Here is a 23328-nt window from a genome sequence, read left to right on the forward strand (position 1 = left end):
ACGTGAACATCCTGCAAACCCTTCCCGTCACGCTGGACGATGTCCTTGAGGCGCAGAAGCTGCTTGACGGGATTATTGCGCGCACTCCGGTGGAATCGTCCCGTGCGCTGGGCGCGCAGGTTGGCGGCGAGGTCTACTTCAAATGCGAGAACCTCCAGCGCGCAGGGTCCTTCAAGGTCCGCGGCGCCTATGTCCGCATGGCCCGCCTGTCCCCGGAAGAGAAGAAACGCGGCGTCGTGGCGGCATCTGCAGGCAACCACGCGCAGGGCGTTGCAGTGGCGGCCAAAAGCCTGGGAATCAAGGCCCGCATCTACATGCCCCTTGGTGTTGCGCTGCCGAAGCTCGCCGCCACCCGCAGTCACGGTGCCGAAGTGATCCTCCACGGCCACAACGTGGACGAGGCGCTGGCCGAGGCCCAGCGGTACAGCAACGAAACCGGGACGGTCTTCGTCCACCCCTTCGACAACGTTGATGTGGTGGCGGGCCAGGGCACCGTTGGCCTGGAGATCCTCGAGCAGATCCCCAACGTGGACACCGTCCTGATGGGCGTGGGCGGTGGTGGCCTCCTGGCCGGGGTCGCCGTCGCCATTAAGGCCCGGGCCAAGGAACTCGGCCGGGACATCCGCATCATCGGGGTGCAGGCGGAAAACGCTGCCGCCTACCCTCCCTCCCTCGCCGCCGACGCCCTGGTGCCGCTGAAGAAGGTCTCCACCATGGCTGACGGCATCGCCGTGGGCCGGCCGGGCCAGCTGCCGTTCAGCATCATCCGCGAACTCGTGGATGACGTTGTGACGGTCAGCGAGGATTCGCTGGCCCGCGCGCTGATCTTCCTGCTGGAACGCGCCAAGATGGTGGTGGAGCCCGCCGGTGCCGTCGGCGTTGCTGCCCTTATGGACGGCAAGATCGAAAACCCGGGAAACACCGCCGTCGTACTGTCCGGCGGCAATATCGACCCCATGCTGATGCTCAAGGTTATCCAGCGCGGCCTTTCCGCGGCCGGGCGGTACATGACCGTCCGCATGATGCTGGATGACCGTCCCGGTTCGCTGGCAACCATCGCCAGGATCATCGCCGAAAACGATGCGAACGTTACCGGCCTGGACCACACCCGCGTGGGCGGCTCCATCAGCATGGGCGATGTTTCCATCACCGTGAATTTGGAAACCAAGGGCCACCAGCACGGCGAGCAGGTCCTCAGTGCGTTGCGTGCCGAAGGATTCCAGCCCATCGTGGTGCACTAGGAGCACGCATGGCTGGCCTGATGCGGAACGGGGACTTCCGGGAGCGGCAGACGACGGCGGCGCGCGCCAAGGGTGGGCTGCTCGTCCTGGGCGGGTTCGTTGCGCTCCTGTTTGTCATTGAGCTGTTCAACACGCTGACGCTGGGGTCACTGACCCGCACGTTCGGACTGCGGCCCAGGAGCGCGGATGGGCTCCTGGATATCTTCACGTTTCCGCTGCTGCATGCCAACCTGAACCACCTGCTGTCCAACAGCTTTCCGCTGATCATCTTCGGCTTCCTGGTGTTCCTCTCCGGGCTCCGGGTCTTCCTGACCGCCCTCGCGCTCAGCTGGCTGGGCTCGGGCATCACCGTCTGGCTGATCGGTGACGGCGGGATCACTGTAGGCTCCTCTGGCCTCGTCTTCGGACTCTTTGCCTTCCTCCTGGTCCGCGGCTTCTTCAACCGCAGCTGGAAACAGATCCTCCTGGCCATGGTCCTGTTCATGGGTTACGGCAGCATCCTGTTGGGCATGCTGCCCATCGTGTCCGGCTTCGTTTCCTGGCAGGCACATCTGGGCGGAGCCGCCGGGGGAGTGGTGGCCGCACTGATCCTCCGCCCCCGTCCGGGCGCCGACAGGCAGCGGGACCGCGCAATTCCCCTATAAACGGCCGCCTAACAAGCTGCAAACAACAAAGCGCCTGCCGCCCTTTGGGGCGGCAGGCGCTTTTGCGGCCAGGGAAAACTAGGCTGCGTAAGGCTTCGCTGACAGGATTTCCACCTTGATGTCCTTGCCGTTGGGCGCAACGTAGCTCAGCGTCTCGCCTTCCTTGTGGCCAAGGATGGCAGAGCCCAGGGGGGACTTTTCGCTGAAGACGTCCAGGTCCGAATCGCCGGCAATTTCACGGGATCCGAGCAGGAAGGTCTCTTCGTCCCCGGCAATCCGGGCCACCACGATCATGCCGGGTTCCACGATGCCGTCATCGGCGGGGGATTCACCCACGTGGGCGTCCCGAAGCAGCACCGTCAGCTGGCGGATGCGGGCCTCGATCTTGCCCTGCTCTTCCTTGGCGGCGTGGTAGCCACCGTTTTCCTTGAGGTCACCCTCCTGGCGGGCAGCGTCGATCTTCTGGACAATCTCCGCCCGGCCGGGGCCGGAAAGTTGGTCCAGCTCTGCCTTCAGGCGGTCAAAAGCTTCCTGGGTGAGCCAGGCTGCAGCTGCGCTGTTGGTGGTAGACACGGACTTCTCCTTTAGTGGTCCTACATGCAAAAGACCCCGCCACGGTGGCCACTTATGGAACAGCAACCAGCTCAGCGGGGTGAAGGTATTGATCCATTGTAGTCAAACCCCTGGATTTATCCCAACAAGCAAGCGGTCCACATCACACCTTCTGGCCGGAGCCGTCCGTGGCCCAGCAGCTGTCCACAACGCCGGATACGGACAGCGACTCCGTGCGGACCGTGACCCGCTGGGAAACCGTCCTCCCGCCGTCGGCCGTCTTCTCTGCTCCCTCAGGGGCGTCGGCGGGAATGTCCACCACCTTCCAGCCAACCACCGCGTACTTGGAATCGAGGGCCTTCACGGCGCACTTGACGGGAGTGCCGGGCTCACGGGTCACCTGGAAGTCCACCTCGGCCACAGTGGCATCAGGCGTGCTGTAGCCCACGTCCTTGAAGGTCACGGCGGACAACGAATTCGACGTGGAGACCCATGCCAGGAAACCGATGCCGACCGCCAGGGCCCCGCCCGCGATGGCGCGCTTGACGGCGGGCGTCAACCTGCGCTTTTGGCCACCATATCGATTGGCTAGGCTAGTGTCTGCGGGCGCGGATGGGGCCGACTGGTCCGGGGAAGTCACCAGACCAGTTTAGTGCCCATCCCGTGGTGGCCAATTGCACCGTCAAAGGCGGCGCTGTCCGTCCGCCCGCATACCGCCACAACCCTGCACCGCCACAAACCAAGAAGAATGAGGAGCCGTCCTTCCATGACAGCGTCCAGCACCTCCCCGGCACCGCTTCGGCTGCTCGCAGTGCATGCCCACCCGGATGACGAATCCAGCAAGGGTGCTGCCACGATGGCCATGTACGCTGCCGCCGGCGTAGAGGTCATGGTGGCCACCTGCACCGACGGATCGCGCGGCGACATCCAGAACCCCGCCGTGGAAGGCGAGCCGCATCCCAAGCGGGACATGGCGGGCGCACGGCGCCTGGAAATGGACCGGGCGGCAAAGATCCTCGGCATCCGGCAGCGCTGGCTCGGATTCGTGGACTCGGGACTGCCCGAAGGGGATCCGCTTCCGCCCCTCCCGGCAGGTTCCTTCGCCACGCTGCCGCTCCACCACGCCGCGGCGCCCCTGGTGCGCCTGGTCCGGTCCTTCAAGCCCCACGTCATCCTCTCGTATGACGAGAACGGCGGCTATCCCCACCCGGACCACATCATGGCGCATAAAGTGGCAGTGGAAGCGTTCGATGCCGCCGGTAACGCCGACAGGTACCCCGAGGCCGGGGAGCCCTGGGAACCCGGCAAGCTCTACTACGACCGCGCTTTCAGCCCGGAACGCTTCCGCGCGCTGCATTTTGCGCTCGAGGAAGCCGGGCTCCAGTCGCCGTATGCGGAACGCCTTGCGGCATGGCTGGAGTCCGATGCAGAGGGGCACACGCCGCCGCCCGCGGCACATGCCACCACCACCCAGGTGGATTGCGGAGAGTTTTTCGAAGTGCGCGACGACGCCCTTCGCGCCCACCGCACGCAGGTGGACCCCTTGGGGTTCTTCTTCGCCGTGTCAGCGGACATGCAGCGGCGGGCGTGGCCATGGGAGGACTACTCCCTGATCAAGTCCCGGGTCTCATCCGAGCTGCCCGAGACGGACCTGTTTGCCGGGCTAAGATAGAACCGGCAGCGATTTCTATGCCGCGTAGAAGTTAGCCTCCGGCGCTTCGGGCGCGACATATGTCCGGCTGCAACCCGATCCCTTGAAGGTATTACACGTGCAAAACTTGCTCCTCAGCCTGGCCACTACTCCCACGCCGATGCCCACACCAACCCTGCGCGACGGGATCACGGAGGACCAGGTGACGCCCGGTTTGCTGGGCTTCATCATGACTGCATTTTTCGTGGTAGCCACGGCGCTGCTCATCGTGGACATGGTCCGGCGGATCCGGCGCGTCCGCTACCGGGCCCAGGTGGAGGAGGAGCGCATCGCAGCTGCTGCCGAAGCGGACATCGAGGCTGAGGACGCCCGCGAAGATCCCGCGGCTCCGCACGAAGCCCGGGACACCAACGGAAACGGCTACGGCCAGGGCAACTCCCTGCCGCGGGACTAGACGCTTCCCCGGGGAAGCTGGCGGAGCCTGACGGCCAGCCTGACGCTCAGCCCAGGACGGCTATGGCGATTGCCGTGAAATGGGCGGCGAACGCAAAGACGGTGAAGGCGTGGAAGAGCTCGTGGAAGCCGAAGTGGTTGTAGCTGAAGTTCGGCTTCTTCAGGGCGTAAAACACGGCCCCGGCGATGTAGAGCGCACCGCCCACGCAGATGAGGATGGCTGCTGGAAGGCTCGCCTGGAAAAACTGGGGCAGGTAGAACAGCGCACCGCATCCCAGCGCAATGTAGATGGGTACATACAGCCAGCGCGGCGCATCAGTCCACAGGAGCCGGAACAACACCCCCAGAATGGCGCCGGACCAGATGATCCAGAGCAGGAGAATGGCCTGCTGCCGTTCCAGCAGCGTCCAGGCCAACGGTGTGTAGCTGCCGGCGATGACCAGCATGATGTTGGTGTGGTCGAGCCGCTTCAGGACCCGCTTGACCACCGGCGACCAGTTGCCGCGGTGGTACACGGCACTGACGCCAAACAGCAGCACGCCGGTGGCGGCGTAGATTGCCGAGGTGATCTTGCGGTCGGCGGTGGGTGCCAGGACCACCAGGACGATACCTGCGGCCAAGGCAAACGGGGCCGCGACAGTGTGGATCCAGCCCCGCCACTTCGGCTTGATCATTAGCAGCTCAGCCAGCCTGATGGCGGCATCATCAACCGGAGAGGTTGCCGGTGGAGCGGGTTTTTCATCCTCCGGTTGCGGCGTGCGCGGAGCCTCGGAAGAGTCGCTGTTCATGTGTCCAGAATAACCTACGTTCCAGTAAGTTACCCATCAGTAACTCGATGAGTGCCACCCCGTGCCGGGGCCCCTTCGACCGGCAGGCGCCGCCCGGGCGGTAGCCTAGGATGTGCAAGTACGAACAGCGAGGAAGTCAGGTGAGTGGACGCGTGGAGTTGCCCGGGTTCCTCTATGGCTATTACGAGCGACGGCTGCTCAAGGACCTTTCCCGGGACCGCATCCCGCGGCACATCGGTGTGATGGTGGACGGCAACCGGCGCTGGGCCAAACAGTTCAATGCACCCACCAGCCAGGGCCACCAGGCCGGCGCGGATAAGATCCACGAGTTCCTGGGCTGGTGCCGGGAGCTCGGCGTCAAAGTGGTGACGCTGTACATGCTGTCCACGGACAACATGAACAGGTCCAGTGAGGAACTGGACCTCCTCATGGGCATCATCGCCAACACCCTGGACCGGCTGGACGAGGACGAGAACATTTCCGTCCATGCCATGGGTGCACCGGAACTGCTTCCCGGCTACCTTGCCGAGCGCCTGAACAAACTGACTGCACGGACCCCCGTCCACGAAAAGATCCACGTAAATGTGGCCGTGGGATACGGCGGCCGCCGTGAAATCGTGGACGCAGTCCGTGAATTGCTGCACGACGCCGTGGCCAAGGGCGCCGACATCAACCAGCTTGCCGACGAACTCAGCGTTGATGACATCTCGCGGTTCCTCTACACCCGAGGCCAGCCCGACCCGGACCTCGTCATCCGCACCTCCGGCGAGCAGAGGCTCTCGGGGTTCCTCATGTGGCAGAGCGCCTACAGCGAGTTCTATTTCTGCGAGGCACTCTGGCCTGCATTCCGCAAGGTGGACTTCCTGCGGGCGCTGCGTGACTACGCGGGCCGGCAACGCCGCTACGGCTCCTGACACTGCCGGTTCACCCGAATTTCACATCACCGCAACAGGAATCGCCGCGTAATGGTTGCGGAAATGCCCGGGGCTGGATTTACGTTATATCCATCAGCAGGCAAACCGCCGGCTGATCGGGGAGGCCAGTACATGGAGCGAAACATCGCACCAGTTGTATGGGAGGCCGGACCCGGCCTCCTGGCCGAGCCGCCTCACCAATAACAAGGCCGGGCTGGGGCCCGGGGCTGGAGTCGATGTGGCTACTTCTGAAAAACTGCACGAGGTCCTTTCAGGCCAGGCAGGAACAGCTACCTCTCGCACTGTGCGAGCCACTGAACAAACCGGCGCGGCAACTGATGCTGCGGCCGGTTTTGCCGTCTCCGGAAGGGATTCCCTGATCCATACCTTCGTGATCGACACCTCCGTCCTCCTCTCGGACCCCCGAGCGCTGCTGCGGTTCGCCGAACACGAAGTCATCGTCCCCATCGTGGTGATCACCGAGCTCGAAGCAAAACGCCACGACCCCGAGCTGGGCTACTTTGCCCGCACGGCCCTGCGGCTCCTCGACGACCTCCGGGTCAAGCACGGCGGCCTGAACCAGCCCATCCCCATCGGTGACGACGGCGGGACGCTCACGGTGGAGCTCAACCACATCTCCGCCGAGGTGCTTCCGCTCGGGTTCCGCAGCGGCGACAACGACAGCCGCATCCTCGCCGTCGCGAAGAACCTCGCCAACGAAGGCAAGGACGTCACCGTGGTGTCCAAGGACCTGCCGATGCGCGTCAAGGCCTCGGCGATGGGGCTGACGGCGGATGAGTACCGCAACGAGCTGGTCAAGGACTCCGGCTGGACTGGGGTGGCCGAAGTGGAGGCCAACGAGGAAGAGATCTCCACCCTCTACGGTCACGAACCGGTATTCATCCCCGCGGCCGCGGAACTGCCGGTCAACACCGGGCTGGTCCTGCTGTCCAACCGGGGCTCAGCCCTCGGCAGGGTAGGTGCGGACAAGCAGGTACGGCTGGTCAAGGGCGACCGGGACGTGTTCGGACTCCATGGCAGGTCCGCCGAGCAGCGGCTCGCCATCGACATGCTGATGGACCCCTCCGTCGGCATCGTCTCCATCGGCGGGCGGGCCGGGACCGGCAAATCGGCACTGGCGCTGTGTGCGGGCCTCGAAGCGGTCCTGGAACGCCGCGAGCACCGCAAGGTCATCGTGTTCCGCCCCCTCTACGCCGTGGGCGGCCAGGAACTCGGCTACCTGCCGGGTTCCGAGTCCGAAAAGATGAACCCCTGGGCCCAGGCCGTCTTCGACACGCTTGGCGCGCTGGTCAGCCAGGAAGTGGTGGAGGAAGTCATGGACCGCGGAATGCTCGAGGTCATGCCCCTCACCCACATCCGCGGCCGTTCCCTGCACGACGCCTTCGTCATCGTGGACGAGGCCCAGTCCCTCGAAAAGAACGTCCTGCTGACAGTCATGAGCCGCATCGGCCAGAACTCGAAGATCGTACTCACCCACGACGTCGCCCAGCGCGACAACCTCCGCGTCGGCCGCCACGACGGAATCGCCGCCGTCGTCGAAACCCTGAAAGGCCACCCGCTCTTCGGCCACATCACCCTGACCCGCTCGGAAAGGTCCCCGATCGCCGCCCTGGTGACGGAACTCCTGGAGGGGTAGCTGGGTATGCGCGGGTGCCCCTTCCTCTGCGTGCTGGCTCGTTCCTCGCCTCTGACGCACGCTGCCGGAAGGCGCACCCGCGGACGAGCCGAACCACTGGCCGGCACTCAGGTGACGTGCAGGAACTTCGCTGCTGCTTCGTGGCCTTCTACCTGGAGGGTCCAGTCTGGGCGCTTGAGGGTTTCGGGGGTGACCCGGACTTTTTGGACCGTCTCAACCTGCGTGCCCCACGCCTTCCGGGTGGTCCCGTTCAATTCGTAGCCGAGGGTGCGGGAGACCCCGAGGGAGGCTGCGTTCCAGTCCGCGGCTTCGGATTCGGCCACGTCTGCGCCGAGCCAGTCGAACGCCCAGAGCACGACGGCGGCACGCATCTCCGCGCCCAGGCCCCGGCCTTGGGCGGACTGCTTGAGCCACGATCCGGTGGAGACGGTTTTCAACAGGGCGAAGTCCTTGGCGCCCACGTCCTGGCAGCCGATGAACTGCTCCTCGTGCCAGATGCCCAGGAGCAGCGTCCAGTCCTCCGGGGTGCATCCAGCCCGAAGGCGCCACTGCCACTGGGCCATCCGCGGCCCCATTTCCGCCAGGGGAGCCTCCGCCCATGCCGTGCTGAACGGGTTCCGGCCGGGTTCGTGGATGCCGCTGCGGGCAGCGGCAACGGCTGCCGGGATGTCCTGGTCAGTGATGGGACGGAGCTCCAGCCGGGGCGTAGTCAGTTTCAGGTCGTACAGCGGCCAGATGGAGCTCATGCTAATCATCCGCGAAGCCTAGCCGATGGTGTGTACCACGGCCTGTCACGTTCAGGCCGGTATGTCCCAGCTGATGTGCCGGCGGACGTCGGTGAGGTTCATCGACTCGGCGAGGAAAAGGTCGTCCAGCATGTACTCGTCAACGCCGAGGATCCGCAGCCAGTGTCCGTAGCCTTCGGTTTCGAGCTCCAGCGAACGGCTGTTCACGCAGACGCCCGTGCCAAGGTCCACCCGCACAAGGGTGCGGCCGGCAAGGCACAGGGGAGCCGCCGGATCCCAGGGTTGGTAAGCGGGGGTGGGAACCACCACGGCCTCCACGGCAGGCCTGCCCTCGTGGTCCAGCGTGCGCACGTCCGCCACCTGTACCGGATTGCTGCCCGGAAACTCCAGCGGAGCAGGGGAATTGCCGGCAAGCTCCACCGGGTCCAGTGCAGCGGAGAACCGCCCGTTGCCGAACCCGGGCTCACCGTAGGCTGCCTCCGGACGCCGTTTCACCAGTCCGGCCGCGCCGTACACCGGGGAGACCAGATGCGGCGGGAGGAGCCAGGACTTGCGGGTAGAACTGACGTAGAGGCCATCCCGGGAATCGTTGATCCCCGTGGTGCTGTGGAGGACCAGCCCTTCGGGGCTCTCCAGCCGCAGCGCACCGGGCCGCCGGAGCCACGCCCGGACCAGGGAAGCCCCCGGAGCCGGTGCTGCATCGAATGGCTCATCCCAGTATTCAAAGCGAAGGGATTGCCACTTCCACGGAGAAGACCGGCACAGGCTGCGGAACATGGCGGGGGGATCTGAGGGGGATGCGCCGCCGTTAGGGTCCGGGCGCCGCCGGGAATCCCAGGCTGACATATCCACAGTTTACGCGGAGACGGTGGGGCGGGCAGGGGAATTCCAGTAGCATCCGAGGGGTGATCGGACGACTCGGCGACCTGTGGCTGGACACCCCCCTCGCGTTCTGGCTGGTGCTGGCGGCGTGCCTTTACTTTGTAGTGATGGCAGCGCGCCTGACGGTGATCGATGTCCGCCACCACCTGCTGCCCAACCGGATCGTTTTCCCGTCTTATGGCGTGGCCGGAGTGCTCCTGCTCGCCGCGGTGGCTACGGTCCTGGTGGCAGGGGCGGACGCGGGGGCCGTACCCGACGGCGGTGCCAGGCTTTTCGGCCTGCCCGGCGGCCGTGTCCTCGCGGGGGGAGCGGTGCTGTGGCTGTTCTACTTCGTCCTCCGCCTGGTGTATCCGCCCGGCATGGGATTCGGTGACGTGAAGCTCGCCGGCGTCCTCGGCATGTATCTGGGCTACCTCGGCTGGGGGCACGTCTTCGCCGGAACGTTCGCAGCATTCCTCCTGGGCGGCCTCTGGAGCCTCGGCCTGCTTGCCACCCGCCGCGGCAGCCTCAAATCCGCCATTCCTTTCGGCCCGTTCATGCTGGCCGGCACCGCCGCCGCGATGCTCCTGCTGCCGGCCGCCTGACACCGCCGAAGGGTCTGGCCACGCCGCGCGGCCGCTAGGCTGAAGCCATGGCAGCGCCCGAATTCATCCTCAAAATCCGTGAAAAAATCGGCCACGATCCCCTCTGGATTCCCGCAGTGCGGGGTGTGGTGGTCAATGACGACGGGCACATCCTGCTGGGGCAGCGGGCTGACAACGGCCGTTGGGCCCTGATTTCGGGCCTGCTGGACCCGGGGGAGCACCCGGGCCCCGGGCTGGTGCGGGAAATCTTCGAGGAGACCGCGGTGGTGGCGGAGACCGAGCGCATGGTTTCCGTCGGCGTCTCCGGCCCCGTCACCTTCCCCAACGGGGATGTGTGCGACTTTTTGGACATCGTGTTCCGGTGCCGCCACGTGTCCGGCGAGCCCCGGGTCAACGATGACGAATCCCTGGCCGTAGGCTGGTTCCCCATCGACGGCCTGCCGGACATCCGGCCGCGGGACCGTGAGAGTATCGAACGGGCGCTTGCGCCCCATGACGCCGTGCATTACGAGCCCTGAAAATTGCGCCTCGCCCGGCGGGCCGCTGACACGAACAGGGACGCCGCAACCCCCAAAGATTGCGGCGTCCCTGTCAGCTCATCCGCTGCACGCGGACCGGGTGCGGCGGTGGTGCGTACGACGGCGGTCAGCGGCCCTGTGAGACCAGCTCGCCGTCGTCGTCCCGTGCCATGGCCGTGTCGCCGCCCTCCAGGGCCTCCTCTGCGGGAGCCTGCTGGCCTGCGGAAACGCCGGGCAGGCCGGCGGCCATCCGCTCAGCTTCCTCGCCGCCGACGGCTTCGCCGCGGGCCACCATGCCGGCAGTATCGGACAGCGGGATCTGCTTGAGGGTGATGGCCAGCAGCAGGGCAATGGCGATGAACGGCACCAGGTACCAGAACACCGGGGCCAGCGAGTCAGCGTAGGCGTTGACGATCGCGTCCCGCAGCTGTTCCGGGAGCTGGTTCATGGCCTGCGGGTCCAGGGTGCTGGTGGACTGGGATGCCTGCTCGGCCGAAGCTCCCGCGCCGGTAAAGGCACTGGTCAGCGACTCGGAGAGGCGGGTGGTGAACAGGGATCCGAAGATCGCCACGCCCATGGCGGCGCCCACCTCGCGGAAGTAGTTGTTGGTGCTGGTGGCGGTGCCGATCTGTTCCGCCGGCACGGAGTTCTGGACCACCAGCACCACTACCTGCATGATGAGGCCCAGCCCCGCGCCGAACACGAACAGCTGCACGCAGATCACCCAGATGGGGGTGCTCGCGGCCAGCGTGGTCATCCACAGCATGGCGGCCATCGTGAGCGCGGCACCCAGGATGGGGAACATCTTGTACTTGCCCGTTTTGGAAATCCGGATGCCCGAGTAGATGGAGGTTCCCATCAGGCCGGCCATCATTGGGAGCATGAGGAGCCCGGACTCGGCGGCGGAGGTGCCGGAGGACATCTGCAGGAACGTGGGGACAAACGCGATGGCCGAGAACATGCCCAGGCCCAGGGTGAAGCCGATGGCGGTGGCGTTGATGAAGATACGGTTGCGGAACAGGCTGAGCGGGATGATGGGGTCTTCCGCACGGCGCTCCACCAGGACAAACGCGGCGGCGGACACCAGCAGGCCGGCTCCGAAGGCCCAGGTGAGGGGTGAATCCCAGCCCTCGTCCTTCTTGCCGCCGAAGTCGGTGAAGAAGATCAGGCAGGTGGTGGCGACCGAGAGCAGGACGACGCCCAGGACATCGATCCGCTTTTCGGCCTTCTTGTTGGGCAGCGTCAGGGCGAACCAGGCGATGGCGAAGGCGGCCAGGCCAACAGGGATGTTGATGTAGAAGGCCCATTCCCAGGTGAGGTGGTCCACGAAGAAGCCGCCCAGCAGCGGCCCGGCCACGGCGGACAGGCCGAAGATGGCACCCAGCGGGCCCATGTACTTGCCGCGGTCCTTGGCCGGGACGATGTCGGCGATGATGGCCTGGGAAAGGATCATGAGGCCGCCGCCGCCCAGGCCCTGGATGGCACGGAAGATGACGAAGCCCCAGAAGTCCGTGGCCAGGGCGCAGCCCAGTGAGGCGAGGGTGAACAGGGCGATGGCCACGAGGAACAGGTTGCGCCGGCCCAGGATGTCACCGAATTTCCCGTAGATGGGCATCACGATGGTGGTGGCCAGCAGGTAGGCGGTGGTGATCCACGCCTGGTGCTCCACCCCGCCAAGCTTGCCCACGATGGTGGGCATGGCGGTGGAGACAATGGTCTGGTCAAGGCTGGACAGCAGCATCCCGGCGATCAGGGCCGAGAAGATGATCCAGATGCGTTTTTGGGTCAGCAGCAGGGGCCCTGCCGGCGGTGTGGCGGTTGCGGTACTCATGCGTTTCCTTCTGCTGCGGCGCTGGCCGTGCTGTCGAATGGTTGGGAGAAGAGCAGGCTTGCTGCGGAGATGTTTTCCAGCAGCAGTTCCGGGTAGCTGCGGGTATTGCCGTCGGAGAAGTAGGCCATGCTGCTTTTGCGGGCGATGGTGCTGAGCAGGACCACAGCCATCTGCACCACGGGGTGGTCCGGCGCCACGCCTTCACGCCGCGCGACGTCCCGGGCGAACTGCGCCTCGCGCTGTTCCGTCACCCCGATGATCCGCAGGATGAGCTGGGGCTCCTTCTTGACCACCCCGATCAGCTGGCGGGTCTCTTCCTCGGACTCGGTCATGTCCTCCGCCAGCCGCAGCGAGAGCGTGACCAGGTCCTGGAACAGCGTGGGGGAGATTTCGCCTGCGGGGGAGCCCGCGGCACCGGCGACGAATTCTTCGATGACGTCCGCGGGAACGTCGTCCTCGGCGTGGCCGATGATTGCGTCTTCCTTGGTGGGGAAGTAGTTGAAGAAGGTCCGGCGTGAGATGCCGGCCGCCTCGCAGACTTCCTCCACGGTGTAGCCGTTGAGGCCCCGCGCCGAGGTCAGGTCCCTGGCGGCGGCGGTGATGGCGGTCCGGGTGGCGGCACGCTTGCGTTCCCGCAGGCCAGGGTCAGGGTTTGCACTATCAGTCACAGAGTAAAGTTTTGCACTAACTTGGCAANGGNGCAACNNNGCTTAGACCGGGCCGGAGGAGGTTAAAGTACGACGGCGGCCGGTCACCTTTCCTTTCGAAAGGTGACCGGCCGCCGTCGGGCGCTAAGTGCTTTAGGCCTTGTGCGCCGGAGCCGTCATGGTGGTGACGTCCAGTGCCTTGTCGAGGTCGGCCTCGGAGACCTTTCCTTCGCCTTCGCCGACGAAGCCGAGCTTCTCGGTGGCCTGGCGGATGGTCAGGCCTTCCTTGACGGCGATCTTGGCGATCTTGGCGGCGTTCTCGTAGCCGATGTACTTGTTCAGCGGCGTGACGATCGAGGGGGAGGCCTCGGCCAGGAAGCGGGCGCGCTCCACGTTGGCGGTGATGCCGTCAATCATCTTGTCCGCCATCACGCGGCTGGTGTTGGCCAGCAGGCGGATGGACTCGAGCAGGTTCGCGGCCATGACCGGGATGCCGACGTTGAGCTCGAAGGCGCCGTTGGTGCCGGACCAGGCGATGGCGGTGTCGTTGCCGATGACCTGGGCGGCCACCATGATGGAGGCCTCGCAGATGACCGGGTTGACCTTGCCGGGCATGATCGACGAACCGGGCTGCAGGTCCGGGATGGCAATTTCGCCGAGGCCGGTGTTGGGGCCGGAACCCATCCAGCGGAGATCGTTGTTGATCTTCATGAAGGAAATGGCGATGTTGCGCAGCTGGCTGGACGCCTCGATCAGGCCGTCGCGGTTGGCCTGTGCCTCGAAGTGGTCGCGGGCCTCGGTCAGCGGCAGGCCGGTGTCCGTGGCGAGCAGTTCGATGACCCGCTCCGGGAAACCGGCGGGGGTGTTGATGCCGGTGCCCACGGCGGTGCCGCCCAGCGGAACCTCTGCGACGCGGGGGAGTGCGGCGTTGATGCGTTCGATGCCGTAGCGGACCTGTGCGGCGTAGCCGCCGAACTCCTGGCCCAGGGTCACGGGGGTGGCATCCATCAGGTGCGTGCGGCCGGACTTGACGACGTCCTTGAACTCAACGGCCTTCCGCTCCAGCGATTCGGCCAGGTAGCCCAGGGCGGGGATCAGGTCGTTGATCAGCGCCGAGGTTGCGGCCACATGGACGGACGTGGGGAACACGTCGTTGGAGGACTGCGAAGCGTTGACATGGTCGTTCGGGTGGACAACCTTGTCACTGCCGGCGGCCTTCAGCGCACGGGTGGCCAGCTCTGCCAGGACCTCGTTGGTGTTCATGTTCGAGGAGGTACCGGAACCGGTCTGGAAAACGTCGATGGGGAAGTCGCCGTCGTACTTGCCGGCTGCCACCTCATCGGCAGCGTCGGCAATAGCCTTGGCCAGCTCGCCGTCGAGCACGCCCAGTTCTGCGTTGGCCTGGGCGGCTGCCTTCTTGACCTGTGCCAGCGCCTCGATGTGGGTGCGCTCCAGGGTCTTGCCGGAGATGGGGAAATTCTCCACTGCCCGCTGCGTCTGCGCGCGGTACAGTGCGTTCACGGGGACGCGGACTTCGCCCATCGTGTCATGTTCAATGCGGAACTCTTCAGTGGAAGTCATGGGGCTAGCTTATGGCTCCCGGCCGCCCCATCGAAAACCGTGAAGCGGGCCCCGGAGCGGCCTGGCCGGCCGTCCCGGGGCCCGCTCTGCGGGTCCGCCAATGGCTGCTAGAGCTCGCCGATTCCGGAAACAAGGTCGGCGCGGCCCTCGGCCAGCCGGTACGAAAGCCCGATGACCGCAGTGCGGCCTTCCTCGATTGCGTCGGAAATCACACGCGAGCTGTCCACGAGGCGCTGGGACGTCTGCTTGACGTGCTCCACCACCATGTCGTTGACCTCCGGCTGGCCGTTGCGCAGCGAGGTCAGGACAGAGGGCGTGATGCGCTCCACGAGGTCGCGGATGAAGCCGGTGGGCATCTCGCCTGTCTCCACGGCCGACTTGGTGGCCGTGACGGCTCCGCAGCTGTCGTGGCCCAGGATGACGATCAGCGGCACCCCCAGCACGCCGACGCTGTACTCGAGCGAGCCGAGGACGGCGTCGTCGATGACCTGGCCGGCGGTGCGCACCACGAAGACGTCACCCAGGCCCACGTCGAAGATGATTTCCGCAGCCAGTCGGGAGTCGGAGCAACCGAAGATCACGGCGAACGGATGCTGGGTTTCCACCAGGGACGACCGGTGGTCGGCGTTTTGGTTCGGGTGCGAGGACTCGCCGTTGACGAATCGTTCGTTGCCTTCGCGCAGGCGGCGCCAGGCCAGTGCAGGAGTCAGATTAGTAGCCACGCTTACTACATTAAGGTGCCGCGGGCGCCGAAGGTGAAACTGTGACGGCCGGGTTGCTGTCCATGGATTTCACGACGGCGTCGGCCAGGGTGCCGAATTCGTCCAGCTGCGCCGCACCGGAGAGGATCACGGTGGTGCCGCGGTAATCCAGCACCATCGACTTCTCGCCCTTGCCGGTGTCCCGGAGCTCCCACTCCTGGCCTCCCGCACTGCGGGTCCCGGTCACAGGGGCGTTCTTTGTCTGCTGCAGGAGCCACGTGGGGTTGGCCTTGCTGGTCTGCACCAGGGCGATGAAGGATTCCTTGGGGGTTAGGAACCCCACCTCCCATGTGGGGACGCCGCTGCCCGTCCCCGCTTCCCACCGCGCGTAGTTGGGGCGGAACGCGTTCCCGGTATCAGGCGCCGCGGGTGTGAATCCCGCCACATCCGCAGCCCGTTGGGAGATGCCGGCGACGTCGATATCCGGTCGGTATCCGTCGCTCTTGGGCAGGGGGTTCATAAGAATGACGGGAAGGAACGCGGCGATGCTCACCACCAGGGCGATCACCATGCCGATGACCGAAGCGTTCGCCCGCTTGGCCGCTGCTGCCGGAATGACAGGCTTTACGGGGGTACCTGCGTCCCCGGCGCCGGCCCCGCCGCTGCCTCCGGTTCCTGCCGGGTCAGGGGTTGGACTGGTTTTCTCCTGCATCTCGTTCACCCCTCCATAGTCGCCCATGCCGGCATGGGACTTCCATTCGGCGGCCGCCGGCGCACGGCCTGCGGGGTGCGTGCACATTGCGGGTGTGCGTCATCCGCCGTCCGGCACCGCGTCCCGCGACTATGATCGAAAGCAGAGGAATCACCGTCCAGCTGCTCCGGCGGGACGGGTTCAATGATCGCCACTCGAAGAAGAGGTTAACGTGTCACCAGCGTCCATGACCCAGAAGTACTCCACGATCTCACCGTCCCTTGCTGTGGGCAACGATGAGCCGGACCGCAACCTTGCCCTCGAGCTCGTCCGCGTCACCGAGGCAGCAGCCATCGCGGGCGGACACTGGGTGGGCTTCGGCGACAAGAATACCGCCGACGGTGCCGCCGTCGACGCAATGCGCTCCTTCCTGCAGACCGTCCACTTCAACGGCGTGGTGGTCATCGGCGAAGGCGAAAAAGACGAAGCCCCCATGCTGTTCAACGGTGAACGCGTGGGCGACGGCACCGGACCCGAGTGCGACGTTGCTGTTGACCCGATCGACGGGACCCGGCTGACCGCCCTGGGCATCAACAACGCCCTGGCCGTCCTCGCCGTGGCAGAGCGCGGTTCCATGTTCGACCCCTCCGCCGTCTTCTACATGGAAAAGCTCGTCACCGGTCCGGAAGCTGCGGACATGGTGGACCTGCGCCTGCCCGTCAAGCAGAACCTGCACCTGATCGCCAAGGCCAAGGGCGTGAAGGTCAACCAGCTCAACGTCATGATCCTGGACCGCGACCGCCACCGCCCGCTGGTCGAGGAGATCCGTGAAGCCGGCGCCCGCACCAAGTTCATCATGGACGGCGACGTTGCCGGCGCCATCGCTGCGGCCCGTTCCGGCACCGGTGTTGACGCCCTGATGGGCATCGGCGGCACCCCTGAAGGCATCGTGGCCGCCTGCGCCATCAAGTCCCTCGGCGGCGTGATCCAGGGCCGCCTGTGGCCCACCAGCGACGAAGAGAAGCAGAAGGCGATCGACGCCGGCCACGACCTCGAGCGGGTCCTCTCCACCAACGACCTCGTCTCCAGCGACAACTGCTACTTCGCGGCGACCGGCATCACCGACGGCGACCTGCTGCGCGGCGTGCGCTACTCCAAGGACAAGGTCCTCACCCAGTCCATCGTGATGCGTTCCAAGTCCGGCACCATCCGCTTCGTGGACGGCGAGCACCAGGCCAGCAAGTGGGAAGGCTACGCCCGCAAGAGCTGACCACAGATCCCGCAAAGCCCCGGAGCGCCCAACGGCGCTCCGGGGCTTCGCCGTTAAAGGCTGGTATAGGGTTTAAGCCATGATTCCTGCTGTTGTGCCCTGTACTGACCGCGCCCTCTGGGACGAATCCGTCGACACGTTCAACGGGCATCCGCAGCAGCTGTGGGGCTGGGGAGAGACCAAGGCCATGCACGGGTGGTCGGTGGACCGGGTGCTGTTGAAGGACGGCGAGACCACTGTCGGAGCCGCCCAGCTGCTGGTCCGTCCCCTGCCGCTGCCCTTCCGCGCGCTGGTCTACATCCCCCGGGGCCCCATGTGCTCGGTGGCGGACACCCAGGCCGTGCTCAACAGCCTTGCTGACCACGCCGCCATCCGGCACCGCGGCGTGGCCCTGAGCATCGAACCTGACTGGGACAGGGACTCGGCGTACGCCGGAGCCGTGGCCGGGGCCGGCTTCCGGGAAAGCAGCAACACGGTGCTCATTCCCCGGACCCTGATCCTGGACCTTGCCCGGACCGATGACGAGCTCATGGCTGAGATGTCGAAGTCGACCCGCGCCAATATCCGGAAGGCGATGCGCAGCGAGGTTGAATTCCGCAAGGTCAAGAACGAGTCGGAGCTTGAACAGGTCCTGGCCATCTACCACGAGACAGCCGAGCGTGCCGGATTTGGCATTCACGAGGACCAGTACTACCGCGACATCTTCCGGAACCTCGGCGACGGTTCGCCCATCATTGGAGCGTTCGACGGCGAGCAGCTGCTGGCGTTCGTCTGGCTCGCCCGCAGCGGCGCCACCGCGTTTGAACTCTACGGCGGCGTGTCTGCCGAAGGGCAGAAGCAGCGCGTGAACTACGGCGTCAAATGGGCAGCCCTGCAGGCCATGCGGGAGGACGGGTGCTCCCGGTACGACTTCAACGGCCTGCTCAACGACGGCATCTCGGACTTCAAGAAGCAGTTTGCGAAGCACGAGAACATGCTGCTGGGAACCTGGGAAAAGCCGCTCTCACCGTTCTACCCGGCGTACTCGAAAGCGATGCCGCTGGCCCGCCGCGGGCTCCAGACCGCCCGGCGGCTGGCCAAAGCCGCCGCCGGACGGGCACAGACGCTGCTGCGCCGGGGCTAAAGGCCGGTAGTCACCGCGAACGCCAGTGCTGACTCGGCGCCTCCTGAGGCCAGGTGTACGTTCACCGGAGCCTCGGCGGCGGCGAGGAAGGCGCTGGCGCCGCGGTCCAGGCGCAGGTCGCCCTTCGGCGAGTCCAGGTAGATTCCGCCGGCCACCACAATCACCACTGCTGCGCCGGACTGTGCCAGCGGCACGGGGCCGTCGCCGGGGGAGAGCTCAATGCGCTGGAGCTGGAACTCAGCGAAGGGCGGCCGGAAGAGCTCCTGGTCCAGCTCCGAGCGTTCGGTCTCCAGCATGGGGACGGCCACCGGGCTGAAGTCGATGGTCCGCAGCAGTTCGGGAACGTCAACGTACTTCGGCGTGAGGCCACCGCGCAGCACGTTGTCCGAAGACGCCATCACCTCCACCCCAAGGCCGTGCAGGTAGGCATGCACATTGCCCGCGGGGAGGTAAACGGCCTCGCCCGGCTGCAGCGAGAGGCGGTTCAGCAGCAGGGAGATCAGCACCCCGGGGTCGCCAGGGTATTTCTCGTTCAGGCTGACAACGGTGCCGAGTTCTGCCTCATACGGCGCCAAGCTGTCGCCGATCAGTGCGGCAACCACCTGGGACGTGGCCGTGGCGACGTTCTCCCCGCCGGTGATGAGCCGCTCGAAGGCCCTCCGCAGGCCGGTGCCCTCATCACCGCCGTGGGCTCCGCCGTCGAGATCCTCAAGCAGGGCAGCCAGCAGGGCAGCGCCCTCACGCCGTGAATCCCCGGAGCTTCCCGTGTCACGGCTGACGGCGTCCGCAACATGCTGCAGGATTCCGCGGGTGGCTGCTGCGGACCGGAAGCCGCAAAGGGCCTCGAACGGCGTCAGCGCCAGGATCATTTCCGGTTTGTGGTTATCGTCCCGGTAGTTCCGGTGCGGGGCATCCGGGGCCACGCCGTCGGCGTTTTCACGGGCGAACCCGGCCTGTGCCTGCTGCAGGCTGGGGTGGACCTGGAGGGACAGCGGCTGGGCAGCGGCGAGGATCTTCGCCAGGAACGGCAGGCGCGGCCCGAAGCGTGCCACGGACTCCGCCCCCAGGAAGTGCTCCGGGTCCGAGGTGATCAGCGCATCGAGCGGCGTGGTGCTCCCGTCCTCCGGGACATGGGCTGTGGACGGCGAGTCAGGATGGGCGCCGATCCAGAGCTCAGCTTCGGGGGCGCCGGACTCCGGCCGGCCCAGGAGGGCAGCGATGGCTGTGGTGGATCCCCACGCGTAGTCCCGGAGGACGTTGTCAATCTCGTACAAAACCGTTCCGTTTCTTGGTTAGGGCTGTCAGGGCGTGTCCGACGGGTGCGCTAGAGCGGCGCGCACTGTCCGTTCGTTGCCACGAGCTGCCGGATGGCTTCCTCGTTGCCTTCGCTCTTGAGCTGGTTCAGCATTTCCGCAGTGATCGGTTCGCCCTCGGGGGTGGTGGTTACCGGGGTGAAGTCCGACGGTGCCGGGGTGGCCTGCTGCGCCGTGCTCCCGCCGGCCTGCAACACGCCTGGGGAGCGGCTGCCTGATGCCTGGACGTGCCCGCCGCCCGCGGCCGGTACTGCCATGACGTCGTCGGCCGTCCCTGCCGACTGGGCGCCGGAGGCGGAGGCCAGCAACTGGTCCACGCGCTCGTGGATCTGGTCGAAGTCCGGCACCGTGGAGAACGATGCATCGAAGTCCGGCGGGCCGAGGGTGAGGCGCTTGGCCTCCTTGCCCTTGGCTTTCATGGCGAGGTCCACAAAGCTGCCCAGCTGCGAGGAGGAGATGTTGGAGTCCACCACCTTGGTTCCGGCCTTGGCGATGTCCTCAAATTTTGCGAGGAGGGTGGCCGGATCAAGCTGTTTAAGCATGGCCTGCTGAACACACTGCTGGCGCTGGATCCGGGCGTAGTCGTCAACGTATTCACGGGACCGTCCGTACCACAGCGCCTGGTCGCCGTTCAGGGTCTGTTCGCCGGCCGGGATCCAGCCGAGCGGCATGCCGTGCGTCTTCGTGGCTTCGTCGAAGTACCCGCTCATGGGGACCCAGCCGCCGGCCTTGATCCTGATCCCGCCCATGGCGTCAATGAGCGTGGAGAAGCCTTCCATGTCCACCAGCACGTAGGCCTGGATGGGCATCCCCAGCGTTCCGGAGACCGCTTCCATGGTGGCCTGGGCTCCGGGGTCGGCAACTCCCGGGTATAGGTCCGAGTACTGGTTGGTGACTTCGGTGTTGATGGCGTTGATCAGGCATTCGTCGCCGCAGTTGTAGCCGTCCGGGTAGACCGAACGCATGGGCGAACCCTCACTGAACCGGGCATTCTGGAAGTTGCGGGGAATGGAGATGATGGCAGTCTGCCCGGTCTTGGCATCGACGCTGAGCACGGACAGGCTGTCCGGCCGGCGGCCGGTGCGGTCATCGCCGGCGTCGCCGCCCATCATGAGGAAGTTGTAGCGTCCGTCCACGGGATCGATGGCCGGGCCGGACGAGAAGATGCTGCCGATGGCGTTGCGCCCCACATTGAGCAGGTAGGCCGCGTAGCCGAGGGAACCGCTGCTGATGACCAGCGCCAGCACAAGGGCGATCCCGACGCCCGGCCGTGCGCCGGGTACCAGCAGCACAGGCCGGATGAGGCGCAGGGTGTTGATAAACAGGACAGCCCAGCCCACGGCGAGGGCCACCAGGACCAGGATGATCACCAGCGAGGCGAACTGGTTGGTGATGAAATTGATAAGCAGCGGCCGGTTGAAAAGCAGCAGCAGGAGTGCAAGGACGATGGCCGCCCAGGCGCAGAGCGTCACGCGCAGCGCCGTCCGCCCCAGTTTGCGGTCGCCCGCCACGAGCTGTGCGCTGCCCGGAACGAACAGTGTCAGCAGGATCAGGACGAACGCGCGCTTGGTCCGCACCGGCGGCGAAGCGCTGACCGGGTACCGGACGGGATCTGTCAGGGACGTGTCAGACCCGGACTGGGGGACCTTGCTGCTGGACATTCCGGCGGTCCTAACGGTTGCCCCGCAGTGTTCCGCTGCCCTCGGCGAAGACCTCGCTGACCTTCTGCCGGAGGTTGGCACCCTTGCGGGAGGCCACGGCGTTGAGGTCCGCGGCGAACTCCAGCAGGTCCGCGCGAAGGGACGCCGCCAGTTCGTCAGTCCCCGAAGCCAGCATGCGCACGGCCAGCAGGCCTGCGTTGCGGGCTCCGGCAATGGAGACGGTAGCGACCGGCACGCCGGCGGGCATCTGGACGATGGACAGCAGGGAATCCATGCCGTCCAGCGTCTTCAGCGGGACAGGTACCCCGATGACCGGCAGGGGAGTGACGCTGGCCAGCATGCCGGGCAGGTGCGCCGCGCCGCCGGCGCCGGCGATGATCACGCGAAGCCCGCGCTCGTGGGCTGTCTGGCCGTACCGGATCATCTCCGTGGGCATCCGGTGTGCTGACACCACATCGGCCTCGAACGGGATGCCGAACTCTGCCAGCGCTTCCGCGGCCGCTTCCATGACGGGCCAATCCGAATCGGAGCCCATGACCAGCCCCACCAGGGGGCTTGCCGCGGATCCGGTGGTTGGCGTGGTGGGGGCGCTCATGCGTTCTCCTCGAAAGTCATGGGCGGCTCTTCTGCAGGTACCCGCCCGTCACGGATGATGCCGGCCACAATTCCGGCCCGGCGCCGCACTGACTCTACTTCCGCCGTGGAGGCGCCCACCAGATTGACGTGGCCGATCTTGCGGCCGGGCCGCACGGACTTGCCGTAGCAGTGCACCTTGGCAGCCGGTTCGCTGGCCAGGGCCTGCGGGAACGCCGCATACAGGTCCTGGTTGTCGCCGCCCAGGAAGTTCTTCATGACAGTTACCGGAGCCAGCGCGTCGGTAGCGCCCAGCGGAAGGTTCAGGACGGCACGCAGGTGCTGCTCAAACTGGCTGGTCACGGCCCCGTCCTGGGTCCAGTGCCCGGTGTTGTGCGGGCGCATCGCCAATTCATTGATCAGGAAACCCGCCCCGGTTCCGGGAGTCTCGAACAGTTCCACTGCCAGCACACCGGTAACACCGAGTTCCGCAGCGATCCGCAGTGCGGCGTCCTCCGCGGCTGCCGCGACCTCCACGGGAATGTCCTGGGCCGGGGCGATGACTTCGTCGCACACACCGTCCACCTGGATGGTGTGGACAACAGGCCAGGCGCGGGCCTCGCCGTCGGGGGTCCGGGCCACCAGCGCTGAAAGCTCCCGGGTGAACTCCACCTTGGCCTCCGCCAGCAGCGGGCTCATGGCGGCGAACCAGTCGGCTGTTTCGGCCGCTTCCTCCGCCGACCCCACGATCCTGACGCCCTTGCCGTCGTAGCCTCCGCGCGGAGTCTTCAGGACCACCGGCCAGCCGGTGTCATCGCCGAAGCGCACCAGCGCATCAACGTCGTCAACGGAGGCCCAGGCAGGGTTGGGCAGCTCCAGCCGATCAATGGCTGCCCGCATCACCAGTTTGTCCTGGGCGTGGATGAGGGCGTCGGGGCCAGGCTGGATATTGACCCCGGCCTCCTGGAGTGCCCGAAGGTGGGCAGCCGGGACGTGCTCGTGGTCAAAGGTCATGACGTCGAGGTCCTTGGCAAAGTCCAGGAGCGTCTGCAGGTCCTTGTAGTCTCCCACCGGGGAAGTGGACACCGCGGAGACCGCCGAGACGTCCTCACCTTCCGCCAGGACTCGGAGTTCGAAGCCGAGGGCAGTCGCGGCTGGGGCCATCATTCGGGCAAGCTGGCCGCCGCCAACAACACCTATTACTGGAAAAGTCACATCTGCCAGCCTACCGAAAACCGCCGGATATCCCGGCTTCCGGCCGTGGCGGAAAGCTAGATTCGGAGTAACGCGGCACCTCAAGCGCGGAT

24 protein-coding genes are annotated in these 23328 nt (G+C 66.1%); 10 read left to right on the top strand and 14 right to left on the bottom strand.

The features are described from left to right. The first annotated feature begins 2 nt into the window (after positions 1-2). Together ilvA and ACHL_RS06220 are read left to right on the top strand one after the other, a co-directional pair. A complete protein-coding gene (ilvA, locus tag ACHL_RS06215; protein ID WP_015936451.1) occupies positions 3-1241 on the top strand; it encodes a threonine ammonia-lyase in 1239 nt (412 codons plus the stop codon). 8 nt (positions 1242-1249) lie between these two features. Next, a complete protein-coding gene (locus ACHL_RS06220; protein WP_015936452.1) occupies positions 1250-1885 on the top strand; it encodes a rhomboid family intramembrane serine protease in 636 nt (211 codons plus the stop codon). A gap of 78 nt (positions 1886-1963) precedes the next feature. Here the strand turns inward: ACHL_RS06220 and greA are convergent, their stop codons facing one another. Next, entirely contained in the window at positions 1964-2458 is a 495-nt protein-coding gene (greA, locus tag ACHL_RS06225) for a transcription elongation factor GreA (protein WP_015936453.1), read from the bottom strand. A 142-nt stretch (positions 2459-2600) separates the two neighbouring features. Next, positions 2601-3077: a DUF4307 domain-containing protein gene (locus ACHL_RS06230; protein ID WP_043793830.1), complete on the bottom strand. Its 477-nt coding sequence runs from the start codon at positions 3075-3077 to the stop codon at positions 2601-2603. Between the two features lie 126 nt (positions 3078-3203). On the opposite strand from ACHL_RS06230, the gene mca reads away from it, so the two are divergent. Continuing rightward, positions 3204-4109 carry a mycothiol conjugate amidase Mca gene (gene mca, locus ACHL_RS06235; protein WP_015936455.1) on the top strand — a complete coding sequence of 302 codons (906 nt, stop codon included), beginning with the start codon at positions 3204-3206 and terminating at the stop codon, positions 4107-4109. Positions 4110-4206: 97 nt separating this feature from the next. Then, positions 4207-4542: a hypothetical protein gene (locus ACHL_RS06240; RefSeq protein WP_015936456.1), complete on the top strand. Its 336-nt coding sequence runs from the start codon at positions 4207-4209 to the stop codon at positions 4540-4542. 46 nt (positions 4543-4588) lie between these two features. On the opposite strand, the gene trhA is transcribed toward ACHL_RS06240, so the two are convergent. Then, the gene (gene trhA / locus ACHL_RS06245) at positions 4589-5230 is read right to left on the bottom strand and encodes a PAQR family membrane homeostasis protein TrhA (RefSeq protein WP_043794542.1); all 642 of its coding nucleotides are present in this window, start codon (positions 5228-5230) and stop codon (positions 4589-4591) included. A gap of 251 nt (positions 5231-5481) precedes the next feature. Here trhA and ACHL_RS06250 point away from each other — a divergent pair, with 251 nt between their 5' ends. Both ACHL_RS06250 and ACHL_RS06255 read left to right on the top strand, forming a co-directional pair. After that, positions 5482-6243, top strand: coding sequence for an isoprenyl transferase (locus ACHL_RS06250; protein WP_043793834.1), 762 nt, complete (start codon positions 5482-5484; stop codon positions 6241-6243). A 238-nt stretch (positions 6244-6481) separates the two neighbouring features. Next, the gene (locus tag ACHL_RS06255) at positions 6482-7900 is read left to right on the top strand and encodes a PhoH family protein (protein ID WP_015936459.1); all 1419 of its coding nucleotides are present in this window, start codon (positions 6482-6484) and stop codon (positions 7898-7900) included. 107 nt (positions 7901-8007) lie between these two features. On the opposite strand, the gene ACHL_RS06260 is transcribed toward ACHL_RS06255, so the two are convergent. Next, on the bottom strand, positions 8008-8655 hold the full coding sequence (locus tag ACHL_RS06260) for a GNAT family N-acetyltransferase (protein WP_015936460.1): 648 nt from the start codon (positions 8653-8655) through the stop codon (positions 8008-8010). 42 nt (positions 8656-8697) lie between these two features. Beyond that, a complete protein-coding gene (locus ACHL_RS06265; protein ID WP_015936461.1) occupies positions 8698-9492 on the bottom strand; it encodes a hypothetical protein in 795 nt (264 codons plus the stop codon). A gap of 59 nt (positions 9493-9551) precedes the next feature. On the opposite strand from ACHL_RS06265, the gene ACHL_RS06270 reads away from it, so the two are divergent. Together ACHL_RS06270 and ACHL_RS06275 are read left to right on the top strand one after the other, a co-directional pair. Then, positions 9552-10112: a prepilin peptidase gene (locus ACHL_RS06270; protein WP_015936462.1), complete on the top strand. Its 561-nt coding sequence runs from the start codon at positions 9552-9554 to the stop codon at positions 10110-10112. Between the two features lie 47 nt (positions 10113-10159). Then, positions 10160-10630, top strand: a complete 471-nt coding sequence (locus tag ACHL_RS06275) for an NUDIX hydrolase (protein ID WP_015936463.1) — start codon at positions 10160-10162, stop codon at positions 10628-10630. Positions 10631-10757: 127 nt separating this feature from the next. On the opposite strand, the gene ACHL_RS06280 is transcribed toward ACHL_RS06275, so the two are convergent. The 5 genes from ACHL_RS06280 to ACHL_RS06300 all read right to left on the bottom strand — a co-directional run bounded on the left by ACHL_RS06280 (position 10758) and on the right by ACHL_RS06300 (position 16189). Continuing rightward, entirely contained in the window at positions 10758-12461 is a 1704-nt protein-coding gene (locus tag ACHL_RS06280) for an MDR family MFS transporter (RefSeq protein WP_015936464.1), read from the bottom strand. Then, positions 12458-13129, bottom strand: coding sequence for a TetR/AcrR family transcriptional regulator (locus ACHL_RS06285; protein ID WP_015936465.1), 672 nt, complete (start codon positions 13127-13129; stop codon positions 12458-12460). Before ACHL_RS06285 ends, ACHL_RS06280 begins: the two co-directional genes overlap by 4 nt. Before the next feature lie 132 nt (positions 13130-13261). Next, positions 13262-14689 carry a class II fumarate hydratase gene (locus ACHL_RS06290; RefSeq protein WP_015936466.1) on the bottom strand — a complete coding sequence of 476 codons (1428 nt, stop codon included), beginning with the start codon at positions 14687-14689 and terminating at the stop codon, positions 13262-13264. Between the two features lie 107 nt (positions 14690-14796). Beyond that, positions 14797-15411 (bottom strand): carbonic anhydrase, encoded by a 615-nt coding sequence (locus ACHL_RS06295; protein WP_015936467.1) that lies wholly within the window; start codon positions 15409-15411, stop codon positions 14797-14799. Positions 15412-15421: 10 nt separating this feature from the next. Next, on the bottom strand, positions 15422-16189 hold the full coding sequence (locus ACHL_RS06300; RefSeq protein WP_015936468.1) for a DUF4245 domain-containing protein: 768 nt from the start codon (positions 16187-16189) through the stop codon (positions 15422-15424). Positions 16190-16328: 139 nt separating this feature from the next. On the opposite strand from ACHL_RS06300, the gene glpX reads away from it, so the two are divergent. Both glpX and ACHL_RS06310 read left to right on the top strand, forming a co-directional pair. Beyond that, positions 16329-17351 carry a class II fructose-bisphosphatase gene (gene glpX / locus ACHL_RS06305; RefSeq protein ID WP_171908945.1) on the top strand — a complete coding sequence of 341 codons (1023 nt, stop codon included), beginning with the start codon at positions 16329-16331 and terminating at the stop codon, positions 17349-17351. A gap of 79 nt (positions 17352-17430) precedes the next feature. After that, positions 17431-18474 (top strand): lipid II:glycine glycyltransferase FemX, encoded by a 1044-nt coding sequence (locus tag ACHL_RS06310; RefSeq protein WP_015936470.1) that lies wholly within the window; start codon positions 17431-17433, stop codon positions 18472-18474. Here ACHL_RS06310 and manA read toward each other — a convergent pair. The 4 genes from manA to ACHL_RS06330 are packed head-to-tail and all read right to left on the bottom strand — an operon-like array spanning position 18471 to position 23188. After that, entirely contained in the window at positions 18471-19748 is a 1278-nt protein-coding gene (gene manA, locus ACHL_RS06315) for a mannose-6-phosphate isomerase, class I (RefSeq protein WP_015936471.1), read from the bottom strand. The two genes, ACHL_RS06310 and manA, sit on opposite strands and share 4 nt — an antisense overlap. 50 nt (positions 19749-19798) lie before the next feature. Continuing rightward, on the bottom strand, positions 19799-21448 hold the full coding sequence (locus ACHL_RS06320; protein WP_015936472.1) for an LCP family protein: 1650 nt from the start codon (positions 21446-21448) through the stop codon (positions 19799-19801). A gap of 10 nt (positions 21449-21458) precedes the next feature. Continuing rightward, positions 21459-22043, bottom strand: a complete 585-nt coding sequence (gene purE / locus ACHL_RS06325; protein WP_015936473.1) for a 5-(carboxyamino)imidazole ribonucleotide mutase — start codon at positions 22041-22043, stop codon at positions 21459-21461. Beyond that, a complete protein-coding gene (locus tag ACHL_RS06330) occupies positions 22040-23188 on the bottom strand; it encodes a 5-(carboxyamino)imidazole ribonucleotide synthase (protein ID WP_043793841.1) in 1149 nt (382 codons plus the stop codon). The genes purE and ACHL_RS06330 overlap by 4 nt, the downstream gene beginning before the upstream one ends. Between the last annotated feature and the right edge of the window lie 140 nt (positions 23189-23328).

Origin of the sequence: Pseudarthrobacter chlorophenolicus A6, assembly GCF_000022025.1 — a bacterium.
Lineage (GTDB): Bacteria > Actinomycetota > Actinomycetes > Actinomycetales > Micrococcaceae > Arthrobacter > Arthrobacter chlorophenolicus.

Coding starts and splice junctions, on each gene's coding strand:
- ACHL_RS06275 (WP_015936463.1), top strand. CDS start 10,160: ATGGCAGCGCCCGAATTCATCCTCAAAATCCGTGAAAAAATCGGCCAC.
- mca (WP_015936455.1), top strand. CDS start 3,204: ATGACAGCGTCCAGCACCTCCCCGGCACCGCTTCGGCTGCTCGCAGTG.
- ACHL_RS06330 (WP_043793841.1), bottom strand. CDS start 23,188: ATGATGGCCCCAGCCGCGACTGCCCTCGGCTTCGAACTCCGAGTCCTG.
- ACHL_RS06260 (WP_015936460.1), bottom strand. CDS start 8,655: ATGATTAGCATGAGCTCCATCTGGCCGCTGTACGACCTGAAACTGACT.
- ACHL_RS06300 (WP_015936468.1), bottom strand. CDS start 16,189: ATGTGCACGCACCCCGCAGGCCGTGCGCCGGCGGCCGCCGAATGGAAG.
- ACHL_RS06280 (WP_015936464.1), bottom strand. CDS start 12,461: ATGAGTACCGCAACCGCCACACCGCCGGCAGGGCCCCTGCTGCTGACC.
- ACHL_RS06310 (WP_015936470.1), top strand. CDS start 17,431: ATGATTCCTGCTGTTGTGCCCTGTACTGACCGCGCCCTCTGGGACGAA.
- glpX (WP_171908945.1), top strand. CDS start 16,329: ATGACCCAGAAGTACTCCACGATCTCACCGTCCCTTGCTGTGGGCAAC.
- ACHL_RS06320 (WP_015936472.1), bottom strand. CDS start 21,448: ATGTCCAGCAGCAAGGTCCCCCAGTCCGGGTCTGACACGTCCCTGACA.
- ACHL_RS06290 (WP_015936466.1), bottom strand. CDS start 14,689: ATGACTTCCACTGAAGAGTTCCGCATTGAACATGACACGATGGGCGAA.
- ACHL_RS06265 (WP_015936461.1), bottom strand. CDS start 9,492: ATGTCAGCCTGGGATTCCCGGCGGCGCCCGGACCCTAACGGCGGCGCA.
- purE (WP_015936473.1), bottom strand. CDS start 22,043: ATGAGCGCCCCCACCACGCCAACCACCGGATCCGCGGCAAGCCCCCTG.
- ACHL_RS06220 (WP_015936452.1), top strand. CDS start 1,250: ATGGCTGGCCTGATGCGGAACGGGGACTTCCGGGAGCGGCAGACGACG.